The organism is Streptomyces sp. NBC_01471, assembly GCF_041438865.1.
GTDB lineage: Bacteria > Actinomycetota > Actinomycetes > Streptomycetales > Streptomycetaceae > Streptomyces.
Map to the genome: position 1 here is coordinate 1,043,589 of NZ_CP109450.1, position 19,474 is coordinate 1,063,062.

Annotated in this window: 21 protein-coding genes; 9 read left to right on the forward strand and 12 right to left on the reverse strand. The window is 72.7% G+C overall.

The features are described from left to right. Positions 1 to 17: 17 nt before the first annotated feature. Positions 18 to 794, reverse strand: coding sequence for a class I SAM-dependent methyltransferase (locus OG285_RS04610; RefSeq protein ID WP_356831230.1), 777 nt, complete (start codon positions 792 to 794; stop codon positions 18 to 20). Positions 795 to 1,138: 344 nt separating this feature from the next. Between OG285_RS04610 and OG285_RS04615 the strand changes: the two genes are divergently transcribed. Next, positions 1,139 to 2,290, forward strand: a complete 1,152-nt coding sequence (locus OG285_RS04615) for an SMI1/KNR4 family protein (protein ID WP_371790236.1) — start codon at positions 1,139 to 1,141, stop codon at positions 2,288 to 2,290. 126 nt (positions 2,291 to 2,416) lie between these two features. Here OG285_RS04615 and OG285_RS04620 read toward each other — a convergent pair whose 3' ends face one another. Both OG285_RS04620 and OG285_RS04625 read right to left on the reverse strand, forming a co-directional pair. Further along, entirely contained in the window at positions 2,417 to 3,052 is a 636-nt protein-coding gene (locus OG285_RS04620; protein WP_371793445.1) for an ankyrin repeat domain-containing protein, read from the reverse strand. Between the two features lie 55 nt (positions 3,053 to 3,107). Continuing rightward, positions 3,108 to 3,677 (reverse strand): heme-binding protein, encoded by a 570-nt coding sequence (locus tag OG285_RS04625; RefSeq protein ID WP_371793446.1) that lies wholly within the window; start codon positions 3,675 to 3,677, stop codon positions 3,108 to 3,110. A gap of 190 nt (positions 3,678 to 3,867) precedes the next feature. Here OG285_RS04625 and OG285_RS04630 point away from each other — a divergent pair, with 190 nt between their 5' ends. From OG285_RS04630 to OG285_RS04640, 3 genes are all read left to right on the forward strand, one after another. Continuing rightward, positions 3,868 to 5,283: a sensor histidine kinase gene (locus tag OG285_RS04630; protein ID WP_371790237.1), complete on the forward strand. Its 1,416-nt coding sequence runs from the start codon at positions 3,868 to 3,870 to the stop codon at positions 5,281 to 5,283. Further along, positions 5,280 to 5,924, forward strand: a complete 645-nt coding sequence (locus OG285_RS04635; RefSeq protein WP_356831234.1) for a response regulator transcription factor — start codon at positions 5,280 to 5,282, stop codon at positions 5,922 to 5,924. The genes OG285_RS04630 and OG285_RS04635 overlap by 4 nt, the downstream gene beginning before the upstream one ends. Before the next feature lie 169 nt (positions 5,925 to 6,093). Further along, entirely contained in the window at positions 6,094 to 6,510 is a 417-nt protein-coding gene (locus tag OG285_RS04640) for a VOC family protein (RefSeq protein WP_356831236.1), read from the forward strand. Positions 6,511 to 6,602: 92 nt separating this feature from the next. Here the strand turns inward: OG285_RS04640 and OG285_RS04645 are convergent, their stop codons facing one another. The 7 genes from OG285_RS04645 to OG285_RS04675 form a co-directional block, all read right to left on the reverse strand. Next, the gene (locus OG285_RS04645; RefSeq protein WP_371790238.1) at positions 6,603 to 7,544 is read right to left on the reverse strand and encodes an urease accessory protein UreD; all 942 of its coding nucleotides are present in this window, start codon (positions 7,542 to 7,544) and stop codon (positions 6,603 to 6,605) included. Beyond that, a complete protein-coding gene (gene ureG / locus OG285_RS04650) occupies positions 7,541 to 8,182 on the reverse strand; it encodes an urease accessory protein UreG (protein ID WP_356831339.1) in 642 nt (213 codons plus the stop codon). Before ureG ends, OG285_RS04645 begins: the two co-directional genes overlap by 4 nt. A gap of 151 nt (positions 8,183 to 8,333) precedes the next feature. Next, positions 8,334 to 9,020: an urease accessory protein UreF gene (locus OG285_RS04655; RefSeq protein WP_371793447.1), complete on the reverse strand. Its 687-nt coding sequence runs from the start codon at positions 9,018 to 9,020 to the stop codon at positions 8,334 to 8,336. 93 nt (positions 9,021 to 9,113) lie between these two features. Continuing rightward, positions 9,114 to 10,838 (reverse strand): urease subunit alpha, encoded by a 1,725-nt coding sequence (gene ureC / locus OG285_RS04660; protein WP_371790239.1) that lies wholly within the window; start codon positions 10,836 to 10,838, stop codon positions 9,114 to 9,116. Next, on the reverse strand, positions 10,838 to 11,287 hold the full coding sequence (locus tag OG285_RS04665; RefSeq protein WP_356831240.1) for an urease subunit beta: 450 nt from the start codon (positions 11,285 to 11,287) through the stop codon (positions 10,838 to 10,840). The genes ureC and OG285_RS04665 overlap by 1 nt, the downstream gene beginning before the upstream one ends. Before the next feature lie 32 nt (positions 11,288 to 11,319). Continuing rightward, positions 11,320 to 11,625: an urease subunit gamma gene (locus OG285_RS04670; protein ID WP_356831242.1), complete on the reverse strand. Its 306-nt coding sequence runs from the start codon at positions 11,623 to 11,625 to the stop codon at positions 11,320 to 11,322. Positions 11,626 to 11,629: 4 nt separating this feature from the next. Then, positions 11,630 to 12,583 (reverse strand): urea transporter, encoded by a 954-nt coding sequence (locus tag OG285_RS04675; RefSeq protein ID WP_356831244.1) that lies wholly within the window; start codon positions 12,581 to 12,583, stop codon positions 11,630 to 11,632. A gap of 550 nt (positions 12,584 to 13,133) precedes the next feature. Between OG285_RS04675 and OG285_RS04680 the strand changes: the two genes are divergently transcribed. Beyond that, complete coding sequence (locus OG285_RS04680; protein ID WP_371790240.1) at positions 13,134 to 13,523, forward strand: hypothetical protein; 390 nt, start codon at positions 13,134 to 13,136, stop codon at positions 13,521 to 13,523. A 61-nt stretch (positions 13,524 to 13,584) separates the two neighbouring features. Here OG285_RS04680 and OG285_RS04685 read toward each other — a convergent pair whose 3' ends face one another. Next, positions 13,585 to 14,070: a hypothetical protein gene (locus OG285_RS04685; protein WP_371790241.1), complete on the reverse strand. Its 486-nt coding sequence runs from the start codon at positions 14,068 to 14,070 to the stop codon at positions 13,585 to 13,587. Between the two features lie 369 nt (positions 14,071 to 14,439). Between OG285_RS04685 and OG285_RS04690 the strand changes: the two genes are divergently transcribed. Then, positions 14,440 to 15,585: a D-alanyl-D-alanine carboxypeptidase family protein gene (locus OG285_RS04690; protein WP_371790242.1), complete on the forward strand. Its 1,146-nt coding sequence runs from the start codon at positions 14,440 to 14,442 to the stop codon at positions 15,583 to 15,585. Positions 15,586 to 15,666: 81 nt separating this feature from the next. Here OG285_RS04690 and OG285_RS04695 read toward each other — a convergent pair whose 3' ends face one another. Further along, positions 15,667 to 16,536 (reverse strand): UbiA family prenyltransferase, encoded by an 870-nt coding sequence (locus OG285_RS04695; protein WP_371790243.1) that lies wholly within the window; start codon positions 16,534 to 16,536, stop codon positions 15,667 to 15,669. Between the two features lie 166 nt (positions 16,537 to 16,702). On the opposite strand from OG285_RS04695, the gene OG285_RS04700 reads away from it, so the two are divergent. The 3 genes from OG285_RS04700 (at position 16,703) to OG285_RS04710 (ending at position 19,393) form a co-directional block, all read left to right on the forward strand. Then, entirely contained in the window at positions 16,703 to 17,770 is a 1,068-nt protein-coding gene (locus OG285_RS04700; protein WP_371790244.1) for a type III polyketide synthase, read from the forward strand. A 70-nt stretch (positions 17,771 to 17,840) separates the two neighbouring features. Further along, positions 17,841 to 18,383, forward strand: coding sequence for an isoprenylcysteine carboxyl methyltransferase family protein (locus OG285_RS04705; RefSeq protein ID WP_356831254.1), 543 nt, complete (start codon positions 17,841 to 17,843; stop codon positions 18,381 to 18,383). Further along, entirely contained in the window at positions 18,380 to 19,393 is a 1,014-nt protein-coding gene (locus OG285_RS04710; protein ID WP_356831256.1) for an NAD(P)/FAD-dependent oxidoreductase, read from the forward strand. The genes OG285_RS04705 and OG285_RS04710 overlap by 4 nt, the downstream gene beginning before the upstream one ends. Positions 19,394 to 19,474 lie beyond the last annotated feature (81 nt).

Below are 19,474 nucleotides of genomic sequence, written 5' to 3' on the forward strand. Positions count from 1 at the left end.
TCTGTTTCCTGGGCCTCTTACGGTGTCGCCCGCACGATGACGAGCGACCCCTCGTAGTGCGACTGGCTGCGCAGGTGTCCGAAACGAGCGTCCCACGCTCCGGAGTCCAGGTCTGCCCGCAGCCGGTCCGTGAACCGCTCGCGCACCCCGTCGTCCACGAAGCTCCATGCCGAGCACGCCTGCCGGGCGGCTGGGTCCAGCAGCATTTCGGGGCGCCCGTAGTACGCCTCGTTGAACCCGTCCGTGCAGTCGAGCGGGATCGGTACGGCCTGCACACCGACGGTACCGCCGAGAGCCTCGGCCATCGTCCCGAGGGCGGGGTAGCGCCGGGCCTCGGTATCGAGGACCTCGGGCGCGTACTCGTACAGCCAGAAGTCCCTGACGAGGGCCGGATCGCAGGTCAGCACGGCCACCGGGCCACGGGTCACCCGGCGCATCTCCCGCAGTCCCACGTCGACGTCGGACCACTGGTGCACGCTGAAGAGGGTCATCGCCCCGTCGAACTCCCCGTCCGCGAACGGCAGGTTCTCCGCTACCGCGTCCACCGCGCGGGGCAGGCCCGTCGAGCGCTGCGCCCGCATCGACTCCGACGGCTCGACGGCCGTGACGGCCGCTGCGGCGGACTCGTACGAACCCGCTCCCGCACCCACGTTGACGACCTTCCGGGCACCCCCCAGAGCGTCGGCGATGACCTGGGCGATCCGGGGATCGGGCCGCCGGTAGTTCGCGTAGCCGGTGCCGTTGCTGCCGTAGTCGACATCGCCGGCGCTGCCATCAGAGCTGCGGACATCCATGAAGATCCAAACCTCGCCTCGTGAGCAGGGAGTCGGAGAAGGAGGGGAGCCCGGGCCGCCGGGCGGACACCCCGGGTACGCGCGACGGATCCCGCATGCCGGAACCCTCCGCGACACCAGCCACCGTCTTCGCCTCCGCACCTACCCGGGAATCCGTCGCCCCCCATACTGCATCTGCCATAGCCTTGGCGTAAATCAGCTGGTGAATGCTCGTTCCATCAACCGAATCCCTCGCAGATGTGATCCTGTGGACATCTCCAGAAACAGCCTTTCGGCCTGCTGAGGACCCGGCGCTGTCGGATCACGCTCCTATGGTGGGGGCGGCGCGACCGAGAAAGGCAGTCATGACTGATCGAGAGCAGGAGTCCGCCCGGGTCGGCGAGGCGTGGGACCGGATCGAATCGTGGCTGTCCCGGCATGCGCCGCAGACGATGGCCACGCTGAACGGCCCGGCCGGCGCCGAGGAGATACGCGGCGCCGAGCGACAACTCGGCGTGACCTTCCCACCAGGGCTCGTGGCATCACTCCGCAGGAACAACGGCGCCGGGGAGCGGCGGGGGAACGGCCCTTGCGTCCATGCCGACTTCACGTTCCCGACGCACGACCGGCTGCTGTCCGCTGAGGACATCGTCAGCGCCACCACACAGCTGCGCGGCGTGATGCCACCGGCGGAGGACGACCCGCAGGGGCGCTACTGGCACCAGGGCTACGTCAAGTTCGCCGACTACGAAGTCACCGCCGACGGGCTGACGGTGGACTGCCGGGACGGTGAGGGATCCGGCCGGGTGGGCCGGTTCTTCGACGAGTCCGGGACCGACTTCGGTCTGGCTCCGGCGCTCTCCGCCTACCTGTCCGCCGTGGCGGAGGCCCTGGAACGGCGGAAACCGGTCCACGGGAGATGGCCGCTCGTGTTCAACGGACGCCTTCTGTGGGAGACGGCGTCCGAAGGGAACCCGGACTGGGGTACGGGCGGCGATCCCGTCCCGGGGCAGGCGGACGGTCTTCCCACGCTCGATCTCGTACCGAAGGGACGGGTACGGGCCACGGAGCTGGTGAGGCTGGACGAACTGGGCGCCGTCCTCGCCACCGCCTCCACCGAGCAGGTCGATGACACGGCAGGCCGGCAGATGTGGCGGCTCTCCCAGGAGACCGGGCTGATCAAGTATCCGGAAGTGGCCGAGGCCATCAACCAGTTCCGTGCGGGGAACCGGGTGGAGCTGACCGACACGAACCGCCTCGGCCTGCGCCTGCGTGCGGTCATCCACGCATCCCGGCGGCAGAAGGACCCCTACCGGAGGTGGAGCGCCCAGGCACTGGTGACCCTGCTGGTGGACGGACCGCACCGGGCCGTGCTGGAGATCGCCGACGTGAGCAGCCACGTCGTCCTGAACTGGCGGGAGGTCCTGTGGGAGGACTTCGGGCCTCCGCCGCTCCCGCCGATGCCCGACGAAGACTTCTGGGCGAACCTCAGACACCCCTGGATCGAGGCCGGTTGATACACCCCGCGGTCTCCTGTCTCCTGGCTCCTGCCTCCTGTCTCCTGTCTCCTGGGGCGGGTCATGGGGTCCTGCGGGTACGACCGGAAACAAGCCGTCACCTGGGGCCGGGCGGCGGCATGCGGCTCACCCCGCGGCCCTCAGCAGGTCCGCGATCGCGGTGAACCCGCGCTGCTCGGCATGGCGCAGAGCCGTCACGCCGTCGCCGTCCGGGAGGCCCGGCGTGGCACCGGCCGTGATCAGCAGTTCGACGACCTCCTGGTGGGCCGGACCCCCGTCACCGAGGATCACGGCTTCCAACAGGGCAGTCCAGCCGAGGTGGTTGACATGGTCCACGTCGATGTCGGTCTCCCTGAGGAGGGCGCGTACATAGTCCACATGGCCGCGCTCGGAGGCCGGGATCAGCGCGATCCCGCCGAAGCGGTTGCGCAGGGTCAGATCGGGGCCGGCCGACAGCAGCACGCGCATCATCGCCACGCTTCCGGTGACCCCGGTGACCAGCCAGGGGCTGTCGTCGCGGTCGTCCTGGGCGTCGGGGTCGGCGCCCTCGGCGACCAGGACACGGGCAACGTCGACCTGGTCGCCGAGGGACGCGAGGAGGAGGGCGGTGCGGCCGTGCGCGTCGCGGGACTCCAGGCCGGCGCCGGCCGCCAGGGCGGCCCGCACCTCCGTCACGTCTCCCCGGCCGGCCGCGTCCAGGAGGGCCCGGTGCTGCTCGTTCACTGTGGTGCTCCTCCGCCGGTCCCGGTCCGCATGGTGCATGTCCGTCCTGTCCATCCTGCTGTCGTCCCTCCGCTCCGCGCCCGCGCGACGCCGCCTACTCGGTGAGAGCGGCGGCGCCCGCCCGGGCGAACTTCTCGTCCAGGTCACCGGACGGGGCACCCGCGACACCGATACCCGCGATCGGGGCGCCCTTCACCGCGACGGGCGCGCCGCCCGCGAGGAAGAGTGTGCCGGGGATGTCCTTCAGCTGAGGAGTCTGGTCCAGGCGCTTGACCAGCTCGGAGGTGGGGGCGTTCCAGGAGACCGCGGTGTACGCCTTCTTCTCGGCCGACACGTACGACTGGGGGCCGGAGCCGTCGCCGCGGAGGGCGACGATCGTGTTGCCGTTGCGGTCGACGACGGCGACCGATACGTGCTGGTTCTCCTTCTCGGCGGCGTCGAGCGCGGCCCGCGCCGCCTTGGCCGCGCCGTCGACGTCCAGGTGGGTGGAGAGCGTGAGGTCGCCCTTGTGCACGTCCTGGCGCCCCTCGGCGCCGGAGACGGCACGGGCCGGGGACGGGGAGGACGCGCTGGCGGAGACCGCGCCGAGCGTGGTGCCCGCGGCCGTCGCTGCGACGAGGGCACCGGCCACGACGAGACGGGTGCGCCTGGAAGTCTGCTTGATGTGCTTCATGAGTCCGGCTCCTGATGAGATCGGGGGTGAGGATGGCAGGGGTGGTGGGGCTCGTGGATGCGGCCGGGGAGAGCGGCTGCCGGGAAGGTCCCGGCCCACCGTCCGCTCCGGGATCCATCCTGGGTCCGGATCCCCGCCGGGCCGTCGGCGTACCGGCTGGAAGCGGAGCGCGGACCGGCTGATGTCCGCGTCATCCGATCGGTTGACGCAAGCCCTCGCCGTGATCGACCACAATGAGGTGTTTGCCCTGCGGGGCGGGACGGACGCCGTCGGAGGGGGCGCCACGCGGTGCCCCATCCCCCCCCGGCGGCCGACACCCGGCACGACACGGGACGGCACGACACTGGACGAGAGGAGCCCGGCCGTGGCAGAGCACGCCGACGCCGACCCGGACGCCGGGTGGCTCGCCGCCGTCATGCACGTGGCGTTCTTCCTGCTGCTCGGCGGCGCCCTCACGCGCGTCCTGATCCGGCACTCCGGCGAGCCGCGCATCCCCTGGATCATCGCCCTGTCCGGCGTCCTTGCCCTGCTGTACGTGTTCGGCCCCCCGCTCGGCGCCCGCGCCACGCCCCGCCGGCTGGCCGGGCTGGCGCTGGTGGTCGCCGTCTGGGTGGTCCTCGTCCTGCTGGCGCCGAGCTTCGCGTGGTGCGCGGTGCCGCTCTTCTACGCCGGTCTGCGCACCCTGCCGACACGTGCCGCGCTCGTCCTCGCCGCCTTGCTGACCGTCCTGGTCGTCGCCGCGCAACTGGAGCTGGCCGGCCGCTTCGACGCGGACCGGCTGCTCGCCCCGCCCGCCGTCGCCGCGATCGCCACCGCCGTCTTCCTCCACATGGAGCGGCAGACCGACCGGCAGCGCGTGCTGATCGGCGACCTGATCCGTACCCGCTGCGAACTGGCCGCCACCGAGCGCCGCGCGGGCATGCTCGCCGAACGCCAGCGGCTGTCCATGGAGATCCACGACACGCTCGCGCAGTCCCTGTCCAGCCAGCAGATGCTGCTCCAGGCCGCTGACCGGATCTGGGAGACCGACGGGACGCTCGCCCGCTCCCACGTCCGCACCGCCGAGTCGGTCACCGAGCGCGGCCTGGCCGAGGCGCGCCGCTTCGTACGGGATCTGGCCCCCGCCGATCTCGCCGAGGCGGAGGCGGCCGACGGCGGCCTGGAGGAGGCGCTGCGGGCCCTGGCCGAGCGGGAGTCGGGCGCCGGGACGAGCGTCCGTTTCCACGCCGAGGGCGCGCCGGGCGCGCTCCCCGACCGGGTGCGGTACGCCCTGCTGCGGATCGCCCAGGGCGGCCTGGCCAACGTACGCGAGCACTCCGGTGCCACCACCGCCGCGCTCACCCTGACCAGCCTGGACGACCAGGTGGTCCTCGACATCGCGGACGACGGCCGGGGCTTCGACCCCGAGCGGCTCGCCACGCGGTCGTCCGCGGGCGGGCCGGACCTGCGCGGGCACGGCCTGCCCGCGATCCGTGCCCGCGCCCGGCAGCTCGGCGGTACCCTCACCGTCGAGTCGGCGCCGGGCCACGGCACCGTACTGTCCGTGTCGGTCCCGCTGACCGCCCCCGCCCCCTCCTCCCCGCCGGAGAGCCCGTGAGCACGCCGTCCCCGGTCCGGATCGTCGTCTGTGACGACCATGTCGTCGTGCGCGCGGGCCTGCTCGCCCTGCTCGGGAGCGCCCCCGGCATCGACGTGGTGGGCGAGGCCGGCACCGGGGAGGAGGCGGTGGCCCTCGCGGCCGGGCTGGCCCCCGACGTCGTCCTCATGGACCTCCAGCTGGGCGCGGGCATCGACGGCGTCGAGACCACCCGCCGCATCACGTCCGCAGCGGTCTCCCCGCACGGCCCGCACGTCCTGGTCCTGACCACGTACGACACGGACGCGGACATCACCCGCGCCATCGAGGCCGGAGCGACCGGTTATCTGCTGAAGGCCGTACGGCCCGATGAGCTGTTCGACGCCATCCACGCGGCCGCGCAGGGCCGCACCGCGCTCTCCCCTCCGGTCGCCAGCCGGGTGATGGCCCGGATGCGCAGCCCGCAGCCCTCGCTCACCGCGCGGGAACTGGACATCCTCGGCCAGCTCGCGCGCGGGCTCGGCAACCGCGACATCGCCCGTGCCCTGTTCATCAGCGAGGCGACCGTGAAGACCCACCTGGGCCGTATCTACAGCAAGCTGGGCGTCGAGACGCGGGCGGGAGCCGTCGTGGTGGCGAAGGAGCAGCGCCTCATCACGTAGGCCCTGTCCGGTGGCTCAACACCCACCCGGCGCCCCATCGCGCAGCCGCTGTCCGGCAGCCGTCCTCGGCGGCCCCCGTCCGGTACGGTGGCCGCTGTCCGGGCAGGGACCCGCGCGGTGACCGCGTTTCGCGCCGTCATCGGCCGGGCGGGCGGCGCAGCATGGGGACATGACGATCACCCCCCGCGCCTTCGCCCATGTGCGTCTCACGGTCAACGACATCGACCGGTCCCGTGCGTTCTACGACGGCCTCTTCGGGCTTCCGGTGGCCTTCGAGGTCCCGCCGGACGCCGACGACGAGACGCGTGAGCAGCTCTCGTTCCTCTTCGGCGGTGTCATCTACCGGCTGGGAGACTCCCTGCTCGGACTCCGCCCGGTCGCCACGGACCGGTTCGACGAGGACCGCACCGGTCTCGACCATCTCAGTTTCGCCGTGGGGAGCCGGGCGGAACTGGACGCGGCGGTGCGCCTGCTCGACGGGCGAGACGTGCCTCACGAGGGGGTCAAGGACATCGGCGTCGGTCACATCCTCGAATTCCGCGACCCCGACAACATCGCGCTGGAGCTCTTCGCACCCAAGCCCTGACGGCCGAGCCGCCGCCCAGCCGCCCGGCCCCTGCGGTGCCGCGAGGTCCGCAGGGGCGGCGGGCGGCGGTTGCGTGGTCGGAGCCCGCGCCGTCAGGTCTTGCGCAGGTCCGGAGCGGGCACCCCGATGAGCAGCCGGCGCACCGCATCCCACGCGGCGCGCAGCGCACGGGTGACAGCAGGCGAGTCGCTCCCCATCACGCGCGCCCACGCCCCCGTGTCGTCGGGCAGCACGCTCACTCCGAAGACCAGGCCGGTGGCCTGCAGCGCCTCGTGGAGGGTGTCGGCGACCAGCGCGGCCGGGGCCAGTGGTGTGAGCACGTACAGCGAGGCCATCAGGTCGTGACCGGCGAAGACGGCGGCTCCGGTCACCCCGCCCGGACCGTCCGGTTCGAGCCGTACGGTGTCGGCCGCCAGCAGCGTGCCGTCGGGCCGCTGGACCTCCAGATCGCTGAAGAGCATCCGGTAGGCGTGCCGTTCGCCCCGGGCCAGCCGCCCGGCCGCGATCGTCTCGCCGAGGAGTACGGTCGCCGACGGATCGGCTGTCACCAGGGTGTGCTGGTAGAAGCGCGCGTCCCGGTACGGGATCAGCGGGTCGGGCAGGTACTCGACGTAACTGCCCTCCCCCGCCGTCAGGTTGACGCTCTGGGTCGCATGGTCGAACTCCATGCGGTGCACCTTGGTGGCGGCCTGCGTCGTCAGGTGCACGGAGGTGCCGGGCCCGCAGTCGATGTCGATGCGGTTCCGGTCGGCCTGGAGGATGCCGCCGCCGGTCGACATCAGATAGGTCACCGGCAGGTCGGGCCGGTGCGGGTCGATGTACAGCGGCCGCATGATCTGCAGCGGTGACTTCTGGTAGCGGTCGACGAGTTCGGTGCGGTCGCCGACCCGCGCGTAGCGCAGTTCGAGCAGACCGACCTTGCCGGGGCGCCCGGCGGCCAGTGTGTCCGCCGGACCGGCCAGGCCGCGGAGCCGGGCCGGTGTCCGCCGGGGTTCGTAGTGCGCGGGGTCCAGCCGCGCGGGCGCCGTGGTCACGCGGGGGCCGCCTCCCGGGCGGCTTCGTGGGCCAGGATGAAGTCGGCGATGGCGTCGAGGCCGTCTCCGGTGAGGGAGTTGGTCAGCACCACGGGCCGCCCCTCGCGGACATGGCGCGCGTCCGACTCCATCTGCTCCAGGTTGCACCGCACGTACTGGGCGATGTCGACCTTGTTGATGACGAGCAGTTCGCACTCGGTGATGCCGGGGCCCCGCTTGCGCGGCATCTTGTCGCCCTCCGCGGTGTCCAGCACGAACAGGAAGAGGTCGACCAGTGCGGGGCTGAAGGTGAGGGTCAGGTTGTCGCCGCCGCTCTCGAAGAGCAGCGTGTCCACGTCGGGGTGGCGCTCCAGGAGTTCGTCGGCGGCGGCCTGGTTCATCGTCGGGTCGTCCCGGACCGCGGTGTGCGGGCAGGCCCCGGTCTCGACACCGACGATCCGGTCCGCGTCGAGGATCCCGTCGAGGGTGCGCCGGACGTGGGCGGCGTCCTCGGTGGTGAAGATGTCGTTGGTGATGACGGCGGGGGTGCGGCCGCGTGCGAACAGTACGGGGACGAGCGCCTCGATCAGAGCCGTCTTCCCGGAGCCGACCGGACCCGCGATCCCCACGCGCAGGACGCCGTCCTTCGGGCGCCGCATGAGTTCGTCGTCGTGGCTGTGGTGGTGCCGGGCCTGCATGGGGTCGTGCATGGTGATCCTTCTCTGGTGTGGTGTCTTCGCGGGGGGCGGCACGCGGCGCTGTCCTGGTCCGTACGGCTGCACGGTCGGACACTGCCTGGCCGCACTCCGCCTAGCTGGCGAACAGCCGTGCCTCCGCACGCTCGTGGCGGCCCGCCATGACGTCCGCCACCGGGACGAAGCCGCCGATGTCGGCCAACTCCCGCTCCAGGGCGGCTTCGGCGGCCTCCTCGATCACCGGGGCCGCCCGGTGCAGTACGACCTGCGCCTGGCGGTGGTCGGTCAGCCGCAGCCGCAGGGCGGCCCCCACGAAACTGGCCGCGAAGGCGAACAGTTCGCAGGTGACCGCCTGCCGTACGGACACGGCGTTGCCCGCGTGCACCACCGCGGCGACGACCGGCTGGCAGCCGCGCACCGCGCCGTCCCGGTAGAGGGTGCGGTACTGCTCGATCTCCGGGGTCCCGTACACCTCCGCGGCCAGGTCGAGCAGCTGCCGCCCGGTGCGGACGCAGGCCTGCCGGGCCTCACGGCCCAGTTTGGTGGCGTGCAGCCGCTGCTCGACGGCCGTCAGCTCCGTCCAGTCGCCGGCGGCGACCGCACGGTGGGCGAGCGCGAGCGCGGTGGCGTCGGAGGGGCCCGCACTGTGGCGCAGCAGGTCGTCCAGAAGGCCGGGCAGGGTGCGCGGGGTCACCGCGCGGGCCTGCTGGAAGCCCTCCAGACCGTGGGAGAGGGTGTAGTAGCCGCTGGGAAAGGCCGAGTCGGTGAGCTGGAGCCCGGTCAGCAGCGCTGCTGTGGGCATCGGGTCGTTCACGCCGGGGCTCCGTTCGTGCGAGGGGTGGTCCGCGGTGATCCGGCGGCCGGCGACCGCCGGGGCGGTCGGCCGGCGCAGCGGTCAGACGACGTAGAAGAGGTGGTTGAGCGGGAGCCGCTCGGCGGGTTCGATCGTCGCGGGTTCGCCGTCGACGGTGACCTTGTACGTCTCCGGGTCCACCTCGATGCGCGGCAGCGCGTCGTTGCGCACCATGTGCTGCTTGCCGATGGTCCGGCAGCGCTGTACGGGCTCGATCCGCCGCTGGAGGCCCAGGTCGGCGGGGACGTCCGCGGCGATGGAAGCCTGTGACATGAAGGTGACCGACGTCCGCTGCTTGGCACGGCCGTACGAGCCGAACATCGGGCGGTAGTAGACGGGCTGCGGCGTCGGCAGGGACGCGTTGGGGTCGCCCATCAGCGCCCAGTTGACCATGCCGCCCTTGATGATCATCTTGGGCTTGGCACCGAAGGAGTGCATCGGCCAGAGCACGATGTCGGCGAGCTTGCCCGGCTCCAGGGACCCGATCACGTCGGACGCGCCGACCGCGATGGCGGGGTTGATGGTCAGCTTGGCCAGGTAGCGCAGCACGCGTGCGTTGTCGTTGCGGGAGCTGTCCTCGGCCAGCGGACCGCGCAGCTCCTTGCAGTGGTGCGCGGTCTGGAAGGCCCGGACGAACGACTCGCCGACCCGTCCCATGGCCTGGGAGTCGGAGGAGAAGATGCTGATCACGCCGAGGTCGTGCAGCACCGTCTCGGCCGCGATCGTCTCGGCGCGCACCCGGCTGTCGGCGAAGGAGACGTCCTCGGGGATGTCACGGGACAGGTGGTGACAGACCATCACCATGTCCAGCAGCTCGTCCACCGCGTTGACCGTGTAGGGCAGCGTCGGGTTGGTGGATGCGGGCAGTACGTTGGCCTCGCCCGATACCCGGATGATGTCCGGGGCGTGGCCGCCGCCCGCTCCCTCGGTGTGGAAGGTGTGGATGGTCCGGCCGTCGATCGCCGACAGGGTGTCCTCGAAGAACCCGCCCTCGTTGAGGGTGTCGGTGTGGATGGCCATCTGCACGTCGTGCTCGTCGGCGACCCGCAGGGCGGTGTCGATGGCGGCCGGGGTCGCGCCCCAGTCCTCGTGCACCTTCAGACCGGCCGCGCCCGCCTCGATCTGCTCGCGGAGCGCCTCGGGCTGGCTGCCGTTGCCCTTGCCGAGCAGACCCACGTTGACCGGCAGGTCCTCCACGGCCTCCAGCATCCGGTGGATGTTCCACGGGCCGGGGGTGCAAGTCGTGCCGTTGGTGCCGTCGGTCGGCCCGGTGCCGCCGCCGAAGAAGGTGGTGATGCCGTTGGACAGGCCCTCCTGGGCCTGCTGCGGCGAGATGAAGTGGATGTGCGTGTCGACGCCGCCCGCGGTGGCGATCAGGTGCTCGCCGGATATCACCTCGGTGCCGGGGCCGATGACGAGCTTGGGGTCCACGCCGTTCTGGAGCTGCGGGTTGCCGGCCTTGCCGACCCCGACGATCAGACCGTGGCGGACACCGATGTCGCCCTTGACGACGCCGAGCACCGGGTCCATGACCACGACGTTGGTGATGACCAGGTCGAGGGCGCCCTCGCGGTTGAGCGCGGACGGGTCCTGCGCCATGCCGTCACGGATGGCTTTGCCGCCGCCGTAGACGGCCTCTTCCCCGTAGGAACCGGCGTTGTGGTCGTACTCGACCTCGACGACCAGGTTGGTGTCGGCGAGGTGGAACCGGTCGCCCACGGTGGGGCCGAACAGGTCCGTGTACTGCTTGCGCGGAATGATCGCCATCAGTGCTGAGTCCCCTCGGTGCCCGCGGTGCTGTCGGCGCCGGGCGTGTTCCCTGTGCTGTCCGTACCGGCAGCGCTGCCGGCGTGTGCGAATCCCAGCTCCGTCGCCCGGCGCAGCGCGTTGCGCCTGGTGTCGGGCGCCGACAGGCCCCCGTTGACGAGCCCGGCGAATCCGACGAGCCGCCCGGCGCCGGCGAAGGCACACAGGTCGACCTCCCGGGTGTCACCGGGCTCGAAGCGCACGGCGGTACCGGAGGGGATGTCCAGGCGCATACCGAAGGCGGCCTCACGGTCGAAGCGCAGCGCGCGGTTGATCTCGAAGAAGTGGTAGTGCGACCCGATCTGGATGGCACGGTCGCCGGTGTTGGCGACCGTGAGCCTGACCGTGGCCCGGTTGGCGTTGATCTCCACGGGGTCATCTCCGTAGAGGTAATGGGCTCCGCCCGACATCTCTGTCTCCTCGGTGGTTCAGGCTTCAGGGTTCAGGCGCTGATCGGGTCGTGGCAGGTGACCAGCTTCGTCCCGTCGACGAACGCCGTCTCGACCTGGAGGACCGTGAGCATCTCGCGCACCCCGGGCATCACGTCCTCCTGGGTGACGATCTTGCGGCCCAGCTCCATGCACTCGGCGACGGTGTGGCCGTCCCGGGCTGCCTCCAGGACGGCCTCGGTGATCAGCGCGGCAGCCTCGCTGTAGTTGAGCTTGGTCCCCCTGGCCCTGCGGCGGCGGGCCAGGTCGGCCACCACGTAGACGTGGAGTTTGTCGATTTCGCGTGGTGCGAGATTCATGGCGTCACTCTGCTTTCTCGAATGAGATGCCGGGCCGGCCCAGCGCTGGACCCGCCGCGAGGAAGAGCCAGGTCGTCACAACGAACGGCCAGGTGAAGGGGGATCCGCCGGACGGCCGGGTGAACGCTTCCCAGGCGGCGGTGAAGGGGACCGAGGCCACTACGGCGAGTGCGGCGTATCCGGCGGTCCACCGGGTGAGGGTCAGGAAGGTGGCCGCCAGCGCTATGGCGCAGAGCACCCCGTTGTAGCCGTAGAGGCCCTGGGTGATCCGGTCGGCCGGCAGTCCGGCGGCGCAGGCGGTCAGCAGTGCGAGGGCGCTGGCACCGGCCGCCGCGACGGCGGCGGCCCGCGAGGTGACCAGGAGCCCGACGAGCAGGATCAGGCCCGCGTACCACTTGTCGAGGAAGAAGATCTGCCCGATGCTGTCGCAGAACGCCCGGCCGGCCTCCGAGGCGGTCAGTGTGGTGAACCCGCCGACCCGCGCGGTGGCCGTGGCGGCCGCCGGGGCCGTCGGCAGCGCGATCATCAGCACACTGGCGACCAGGCAGTACGGGGCGGTCAGCACAGGCAGCCCGACACGCCCGAACAAGCGGCTGCCCGCGGCGCTCAGCACCGAGCAGACCGCCGCGCCGACGACCGTGAGCAGGACCGTACGTCCCGATGAGCCGAACGTGACGAGGAGGGCGATACCGGCCAGGCAACCGCAGTAGCCCTCAAGGCCCTTGACGAGATTCCCGCGGTCGGCGCCCAGCAGGGCCGCGGTGGCGGTGGACACGCCCGCGCCGAGCAGCCCGTACACGCCGGTGCGCCATCCCTCTGCGAACAGCGCGACGGTGAACAGCAGTCCGGTCCACGGGTTGGCACTGAGTGTGACCTGAGCGATGCCCCGCAGCTGCACTTGCCCGAGCTGGAGCGGCGTCCGGCCCTTCGCCTGCACCGCCTGTTCCGCCGCAGACATGTCTACTCCCTTGAGGGCATGGCGAATTCACCAGATACCCCCACGTCAGGGGGGATTGGCGCTAGATCAACTTTCTGTTGAAAACGGTACGCCCGGCGCAAGCGGAGCAAGGTCCCGAACATCGGACACCGAGCGTGTCCGGGGCGGTACGGTACGGCATAACCGCTGTTGGGATGTGGCGCTGGACCGGCCCACCGCGGTCTGCCCCCCGTCGGCCCGGCCGTAAGTCTTGGTAAGAGGTTGAACTTTTTTTGAATGCTTCATACCTGTCATTTGACCGAACTGGGTCTGGACTGCCGTGCGCCCCGCCGACCAGGCATTTCAGCCCGGGAAAAACACCGGGTTGCGGGGCCGCCGCGCCGCGGCCATCCTGGAACGGCTTCGGCAGGCTCTGCCCCCTATGTCCCCACCGCTCAGGCAGCACGACACCCCGACCGGCGCGACCGCGTCCGGCGTCGCCGTCGCCGCACAGGCCGTGTGAGGACCACCGCAGCCGGCCCCCGGGCGGCTCGCCCCGACACCGCCTCCGACGAGCCGAAGGAGCCCCGCCATGCACTCCGCCCTGATGCGTACCGCGCTCGCCGCGGCAGCCCTGTGCGCCACCCTCACCGCAGGCGCGATCAACCCGGGCCATGTGCTCAGCCCCGCGACCGCGAAACCGTCGGCGCCCCGGACGGATGCGCCCCGGACGGATGCGCCCCGGGCCGACGCCCCCGGGACCGATGCACACGGGACCGGCGCTCCCAGGACGGAGGGGGACACCAATCCGCCTCCGTACGACCGGCGCGCGTTCACCGAGCAGACCGTGCGGCTCAGCTGGAAGGGCACCACGGCGGCCGGGCGCGCCCGGATGTGCGCGCATCCGGACAGCTTCTCCAGCCCGGCCCTCGACGCGCGCTACGCCGCGCGGCTGATCAGGGCGGAGTGCCGGACGCGCTGAGACCGGGCCCCGGCGCTCGCCACACCGCCGGGGCCGCCCCTGGTACGGCGTGCCGGGTCGGTCAGGACGCGCCGTGGGCGGTACGGCGGCGCAGGTGGAGGACGCCGCCGAGGGCCGCCGCGATCAGGACACCGCCCGCGACCAGCTCGGTGGTGTCCAGGTCGGTGAGCGAACCGCTGAGCACCGCCCTGATGCGCTTGTCCGGCGTGCCCGACAGCAGCAGCGGCGCGCTTCCCCGCTGCCCCGCGCACGCGAACGTCACGTCGTACCGCTTCCCGGCTTCCGCACCCGGGTCGACGACGACGGACGCGGGGTGTCCGTGACGGAGGGTGACCGGGCCGAAGAGGCCGGACGAGACGGTGACGCCGGGCGCCCGGCAGCCGGTGGCACCGAGGGTGACCGTGCCGCCCGGAGCGACCGATCCGGGTGACACGGTGAAACCGAACGGCGGGGCCCCGCCGTTGTCGTCGGCCGACGCGGCCGGCGCGGCCACCGACAGCAGAGCGGCGCCCAGCAGGGCGGCAGACCCGATACTCGTCAAGCGCATTGGGGGACCTCCGGGCACACGATGCGGGTACAGGACCGCGGCAGCAGGCCGGTGCGGGGCGGGGCGGCAACCGGGCTGCGGCCAACAGGGATGCGCGGCAAAGGAGCACGCGCGCGGACCTGCCCGTGCCGCGGCCGCGCGCTGAGCGGGAAACGCACACCACTGCCGGGCCACGGTAGGCCGCTCCGGCGTGGTCTGGCGAGCCCGGCCACCCGTACGGGGCGTCAGGTTGCGCCGGACAGGCCAGCGGCGCGGTCCGGGTGGTCCCCCGGGGCCGGTCCGGCCGCGCGGCAGCCGGGTGTCGGCCGTTCGGACTTCCCGGCGTACGCCCGAGATGCGGGCAACCCGCAGTGTTTTTAACGTAACTGAATGATCTTCAGACCAGTCGTACGAAGCCTCTGCACCGGAGCGGTGGTACTGGCCGCCGGTGTCACCGCGATCGCTCCCTGCGCCGCGCTGGCCCCGCAGACCGGCCACCGTTCGCCCGGCAGCGGCACCGGCAGCGGCACCCGTGCCCCGGCGCTGCCGGGGCAGGTTTCGGCCCTGTCCTGGGTGGTGGCCGACGCGACCACTGGCGACGTACTGGCGTCCAAGGACGCCCACCGCCATCTGCCCCCGGCCAGCACCCTCAAGACGCTCTTCGCCCTGACGGTGCTGCCCCATCTGCCCGCGCGGCAGCTGCACACCGTCACCGGCGCGGATCTGGAGGGTCTCGGTGAGGGGAGCAGCCGCGTCGGGGTCGTCGAGGGGCACACCTACCGGGTGGACGACCTGTGGCGCGGGGTCTTCCTCAGTTCGGGCGGCGACGCGGTGCATGTGCTGGCGTCCATGAACGGCGGCTGGCAGAAGACCAGGGACGAGATGCGCAGGCGGGCCGCCCAGTTGGGGGCCGGGGACACCCGTGTCATGTCCCCGGACGGCTACGACACCCCCGGCCAGTACTCCTCCGCCTTCGATCTCGCGGTCTTCGGCCGCACCGGCCTGGCCGACCCGGCGTTCGCCCGGTACTGCTCGACGAGCGTCGCGGAGTTCCCCGGCGGGCTCGACAAATCCGGCCGGGCCGAAGCCCCCTACGAGATCCAGAACACCAACCGACTGCTGGCGGGCACGCAGGACGTCAGCCCCTACCCGGGTCTCATCGGGGTCAAGAACGGCTACACCACCGCGGCGGGCAACACCCTGATCGCCGCGGCCCACCGGGGCAGCCGCACGCTGATCGTGACCGTGATGAACCCTCAGGAGGGCACCGTCTACGAGGATGCCCGCTCGCTCCTCGACTGGGGCTTCGCCGCATCCGGCAAGGTCCGGCCGGTCGGCTCGCTCCGGCCGCCCGTCGCGAGGACCACTACGGCGTCGGCTCCGGGACCCGCGCAGGGGGCGGGCGCAGCGCTGGTGGCGGCCCACCGCTCCACGACCAGGAAGGCCTCGGTACTGGGAGGCTTCGCGGCGGTCGGGGCCCTGCTCGCCTCGCTCTCCGCGTCACTCTGGCTGCTGCGGCGGCGGATGCGGCGCTGACCCGGAAACTCCTGGCAGGCCGAGGGCCGAGGGCTGAGCGGGGCCGTGTCCGGACGATGACGGCTGCGGGGGCGACCGTGTTCAGACGATGGCGGCGCCGTTGAACAGCAGCAGCGCCACATCGACCGCGGCGACGCAGACCGCGGAGGCGAACGCCGCCCGCTCCCGGCGGCGGCCCAGCAGCGTCCCCGCGACGGCGACCGCGGCGGCCGCGGTGAGCGCCGCCAGGGACCGGCCGGAGGGCGGCCCGGCGGGTCCCAGCACGAGGACGGCGGACGCAGCGACCAGCGGGACCGGGAGCAGCAGCCGCGCGCCGTCGGGACCGAGCCGGTGCGGCCAGCCGCGCACTCCGAGTGCCAGGTCACTGCGGATGTCGGGCAGCACGTCCCCCAGGTGGGCACCGATCCCCAGCAGCGCGCCCGCCGTGACGATCCACCAGACGGGCCGCGGCTCTCCCGGCAGCCCGAGTGCGACAAAGGCGGGCAGTGCGGCGAAGCCCACCGCGTACGGCAGCCAGGACCAGGCGGTCGCCTTGAGGCCGAGATCGTACGCCCAGGCCAGCGCGACGCCGGTCAGATGGACGGCGCCCGCCCACGCGCCGCAGCCGAACGACAACGGCACACAGAGCGCCAGCGCGGTGAACGCGGCGGCCCACACGGTGCGTACGCCGACCGTGCCGTCGGCGACCGGCTTGCCCGTGCGGCCCGCCGCGATGTCCCGGCGGGCGTCGACCGCGTCGTTGCACCAGCCCACGGACAGCTGACCGGTGAACACGGCCGCGGCGGTCAGCGCGCACCGCGCGGGGCTCTGCCCCGCGGACACGGCGAGCGCGGCCAGCAGCGCGGTGACCGCCACGACCGGGCCGGGGTGGCACGATCCGGCCAGGGCTGCCGGGACACCGCCCCGCGGGACGGCGGATCCATCTGCCAGGGGCTGCTCGGGAGTTCCCACCCGGTGATCGTAGGTGCGGGCACCCTCCCGGCACGGTTCCGCGCGCTCTCCACGCGTACGGGCGAATCGGCGCAGGGCTCCGGGGCACCGGCCAGGGTGTCGGGGGCCGTGCCGGGGGCAGGGATGCTGCAATGCAGGGCACGTCATCCCCGAGGCGGGAGAACATATGACCCGGATCGCAGCCGTCCACGGTGTCCTGGCACCGCATCGCCACGCCCAGCACGAGATCACCGACATGGTGGCCCGCGTCTGTCTGCCCGACGGCGCCGACCGGCGGGTCCTCGACCGGCTGCACCACAGCTCCCGGGTCCGCTCCCGCCACATGACGCTGCCGCTCGACGCGTACGAGAAGCTGGACGGATTCGGGGCCGCCAACGACGCGTTCATCACCGGCGCGACGGAGCTCGGCGCCACGGCGGTCCGGGGCGCGCTGCACGCGGCGGGGCTGCGCCCCGAGGACGTGGACCTGCTGATCTTCACTTCGGTCACCGGAATCGCCACCCCCTCGATCGACGCGCGGCTGGCCGGGCGGCTCGGGCTGCGCCCCGACGTCAAGCGGCTGCCGCTCTTCGGGCTCGGCTGCGCCGGGGGCGCGGCGGGGCTGGCCCGCGCGCACGACTATCTGCTCGGTCATCCGGACCAGGTCGCGGTGCTGCTCTCCGTCGAGCTGTGCTCCCTCACCTTCCAGCGCGACGACAGCTCGATGGCCAATCTGATCGCGACCGCCCTCTTCGGGGACGGCGCCGCCGCGGTCGTGGCCTGCGGTCCGGACCGCTCCACCGGGGAGCGGGAGCCGGCGGGGCCGACCGTCGTGGACACCCGCAGCCGGCTCTACCCCGACACCGGTCACGTCATGGGCTGGAACATCACGAGCTCCGGCTTCCAGGTGGTGCTCGACCCGTCCGTGCCGGATGTGGTCCGCCGTCACCTCGCCGCGGACGTCACGGGTTTCCTCGCCGGTCACGGGCTCAAGCCCAAGGATGTGTCGGCCTGGGTCTGCCATCCGGGCGGGCCCAAGGTGCTGGAGGCCGTGACCGAGGCGCTCGGGCTGTCCGGCGAAGCGCTCGGCGTGACCTGGCGGCACCTCGCCGACGTGGGCAATCTGTCCTCGTCGTCGGTGCTGCACGTGCTGCGCGACACCCTGGCCGGGGACCCCCCGGCGCCGGGGACACCCGGGCTGCTGCTGGCGATGGGCCCGGGCTTCTGCTGCGAACTGGTTCTGCTGCGCTGGTAGGCCGGCGTTCCCCCTCAGCCGGAACGAGCCGCCCGAACGAGCCTGAGGACGCCGTGATTCGGAGGACCCCATGATCTGGTACGTGCTGCTGGTGGCCGCTGTCGCCGCCGAGCGCATCGCCGAACTCGTCGTCGCCCGGCGCAATGAGCGCTGGAGCATGGCGCGCGGTGCGACCGTCGCCGGACAGGGCCACTATCCGGCGATGGTCGCACTGCACACCGGGCTGCTCGCGGCGTGCGTGGCCGAGGTCTCGCTGGGCGGCCGGCCGTTCCTGCCCGCGCTGGGATGGCCGATGGCCGCCGTGCTGGTGGCCGCCCAGGGGCTGCGCTGGTGGTGCATCGGGACCCTGGGGCCGCGCTGGAACACCCGGGTGATCGTCGTGCCCGGCCTGCCGCTGGTGCAGGGCGGCCCCTACCGGTGGCTGCGGCACCCGAACTACGTGGCCGTGGTCGCCGAGGGGGTGGCGCTGCCGCTGGTGCACACCGCGTGGATCACCGCGCTGGCGTTCACGGTGCTCAACGCGGTACTGCTGACCGTCCGCATCCGCTGTGAGAACACGGCGCTGGCGGGCTCCTGGGCGGCGTCCGGTCCGGCGGGGGACGTCACGGCGTGATCGACGTACTGGTGGCGGGCGGCGGTCCCGCCGGGCTGGCCACCGCCGTCCATGCCGCGCTGGCCGGTCTGGAGGCCGTCGTCGTGGAGCCCAGGACCACGCCGGTGGACAAGGCCTGCGGCGAGGGGGTCATGCCCGGCGGCGCCGCCGCGCTGCGTGCGCTGGGGGTGGCGGTGAGCGGGCGGGAACTGCGCGGCATCCGCTATCTCGACGGCCGGCGCAGCGCCGAGGCGGCGTTCCGGGGCGGGACCGGACTGGGGATCCGCCGCACGGCGCTGCACTCCGCACTGCACGAGCGCGCCCGCGAGCTGGGCGTACGGATGGTCACGGGCAAGGTCGGCGAAGTACGCCAGAGCGCCGGGAGCGTCACGGCGGCCGGGCTCACCGCGCGCTGGCTGGTGGCCGCCGACGGCCTGCACTCACCGCTGCGCCGGGGTCTCGGGCTCGATCTGCCCGGCCGCTCCCCCGGCCGGTACGGGCTGCGCCGCCACTACCGGTGTGCCCCCTGGACCGACTTCGTGGAGGTGCACTGGTCCGCGGACGGTGAGGCGTATGTGACCCCGGTCGGCGACGAGCTGGTCGGGGTCGCGGTGCTCAGCCGCAGCCGTCGCGGATACGACGCGCACCTGGCCGGGTTCCCGGCGCTCCACGCCGCGCTGCACGGGCCGCACGCGAGCGCCGTACGCGGCGCGGGACCGCTCCGCCAGCGGGCAAGGCGCCGGGTAGCCGGACGGGTGCTGCTCGTCGGGGACGCCGCGGGGTACGTCGATGCCCTCACCGGCGAGGGCATCGCCCTGGCCCTGGCGACCGCCGGAGCGGCCGTGCGCTGTCTGGCCGCCGGCCGGCCCGCCGACTACGAGGGTGCCTGGCAGCGGCTGACCCGGCGTCACCGGCTGCTGACCGGAGCCCTGCTGTCCTTCAGCGGCAGCCCGCGGACCGCGGGTCTCGTCGTGCCCGCGGCCGCCCGGATGCCCGCCGCCTTCGCGGCCGCCGTCCACGCGCTCCAGTAGCCGCACCCTCACGGCACCGCCTCACCACCCCACCGCAGTGCGGTTCTTGCAGGTGGAGCGGCTCCCATGACGACTTCTCTC

Excerpts from the sequence above, each read along its gene's own strand:
- OG285_RS04690 (WP_371790242.1), top strand. The coding sequence starts at position 14,440 with ATGATCTTCAGACCAGTCGTACGAAGCCTCTGCACCGGAGCGGTGGTA.
- OG285_RS04680 (WP_371790240.1), top strand. The coding sequence starts at position 13,134 with ATGCACTCCGCCCTGATGCGTACCGCGCTCGCCGCGGCAGCCCTGTGC.
- ureC (WP_371790239.1), bottom strand. The coding sequence starts at position 10,838 with ATGGCGATCATTCCGCGCAAGCAGTACACGGACCTGTTCGGCCCCACC.
- OG285_RS04665 (WP_356831240.1), bottom strand. The coding sequence starts at position 11,287 with ATGTCGGGCGGAGCCCATTACCTCTACGGAGATGACCCCGTGGAGATC.
- OG285_RS04620 (WP_371793445.1), bottom strand. The coding sequence starts at position 3,052 with ATGCACCATGCGGACCGGGACCGGCGGAGGAGCACCACAGTGAACGAG.
- OG285_RS04610 (WP_356831230.1), bottom strand. The coding sequence starts at position 794 with ATGGATGTCCGCAGCTCTGATGGCAGCGCCGGCGATGTCGACTACGGC.
- ureG (WP_356831339.1), bottom strand. The coding sequence starts at position 8,182 with ATGCGGCGCCCGAAGGACGGCGTCCTGCGCGTGGGGATCGCGGGTCCG.
- OG285_RS04640 (WP_356831236.1), top strand. The coding sequence starts at position 6,094 with ATGACGATCACCCCCCGCGCCTTCGCCCATGTGCGTCTCACGGTCAAC.
- OG285_RS04615 (WP_371790236.1), top strand. The coding sequence starts at position 1,139 with ATGACTGATCGAGAGCAGGAGTCCGCCCGGGTCGGCGAGGCGTGGGAC.
- OG285_RS04670 (WP_356831242.1), bottom strand. The coding sequence starts at position 11,625 with ATGAATCTCGCACCACGCGAAATCGACAAACTCCACGTCTACGTGGTG.
- OG285_RS04705 (WP_356831254.1), top strand. The coding sequence starts at position 17,841 with ATGATCTGGTACGTGCTGCTGGTGGCCGCTGTCGCCGCCGAGCGCATC.
- OG285_RS04700 (WP_371790244.1), top strand. The coding sequence starts at position 16,703 with ATGACCCGGATCGCAGCCGTCCACGGTGTCCTGGCACCGCATCGCCAC.
- OG285_RS04685 (WP_371790241.1), bottom strand. The coding sequence starts at position 14,070 with ATGCGCTTGACGAGTATCGGGTCTGCCGCCCTGCTGGGCGCCGCTCTG.
- OG285_RS04630 (WP_371790237.1), top strand. The coding sequence starts at position 3,868 with ATGTCCGCGTCATCCGATCGGTTGACGCAAGCCCTCGCCGTGATCGAC.
- OG285_RS04655 (WP_371793447.1), bottom strand. The coding sequence starts at position 9,020 with ATGCCCACAGCAGCGCTGCTGACCGGGCTCCAGCTCACCGACTCGGCC.
- OG285_RS04675 (WP_356831244.1), bottom strand. The coding sequence starts at position 12,583 with ATGTCTGCGGCGGAACAGGCGGTGCAGGCGAAGGGCCGGACGCCGCTC.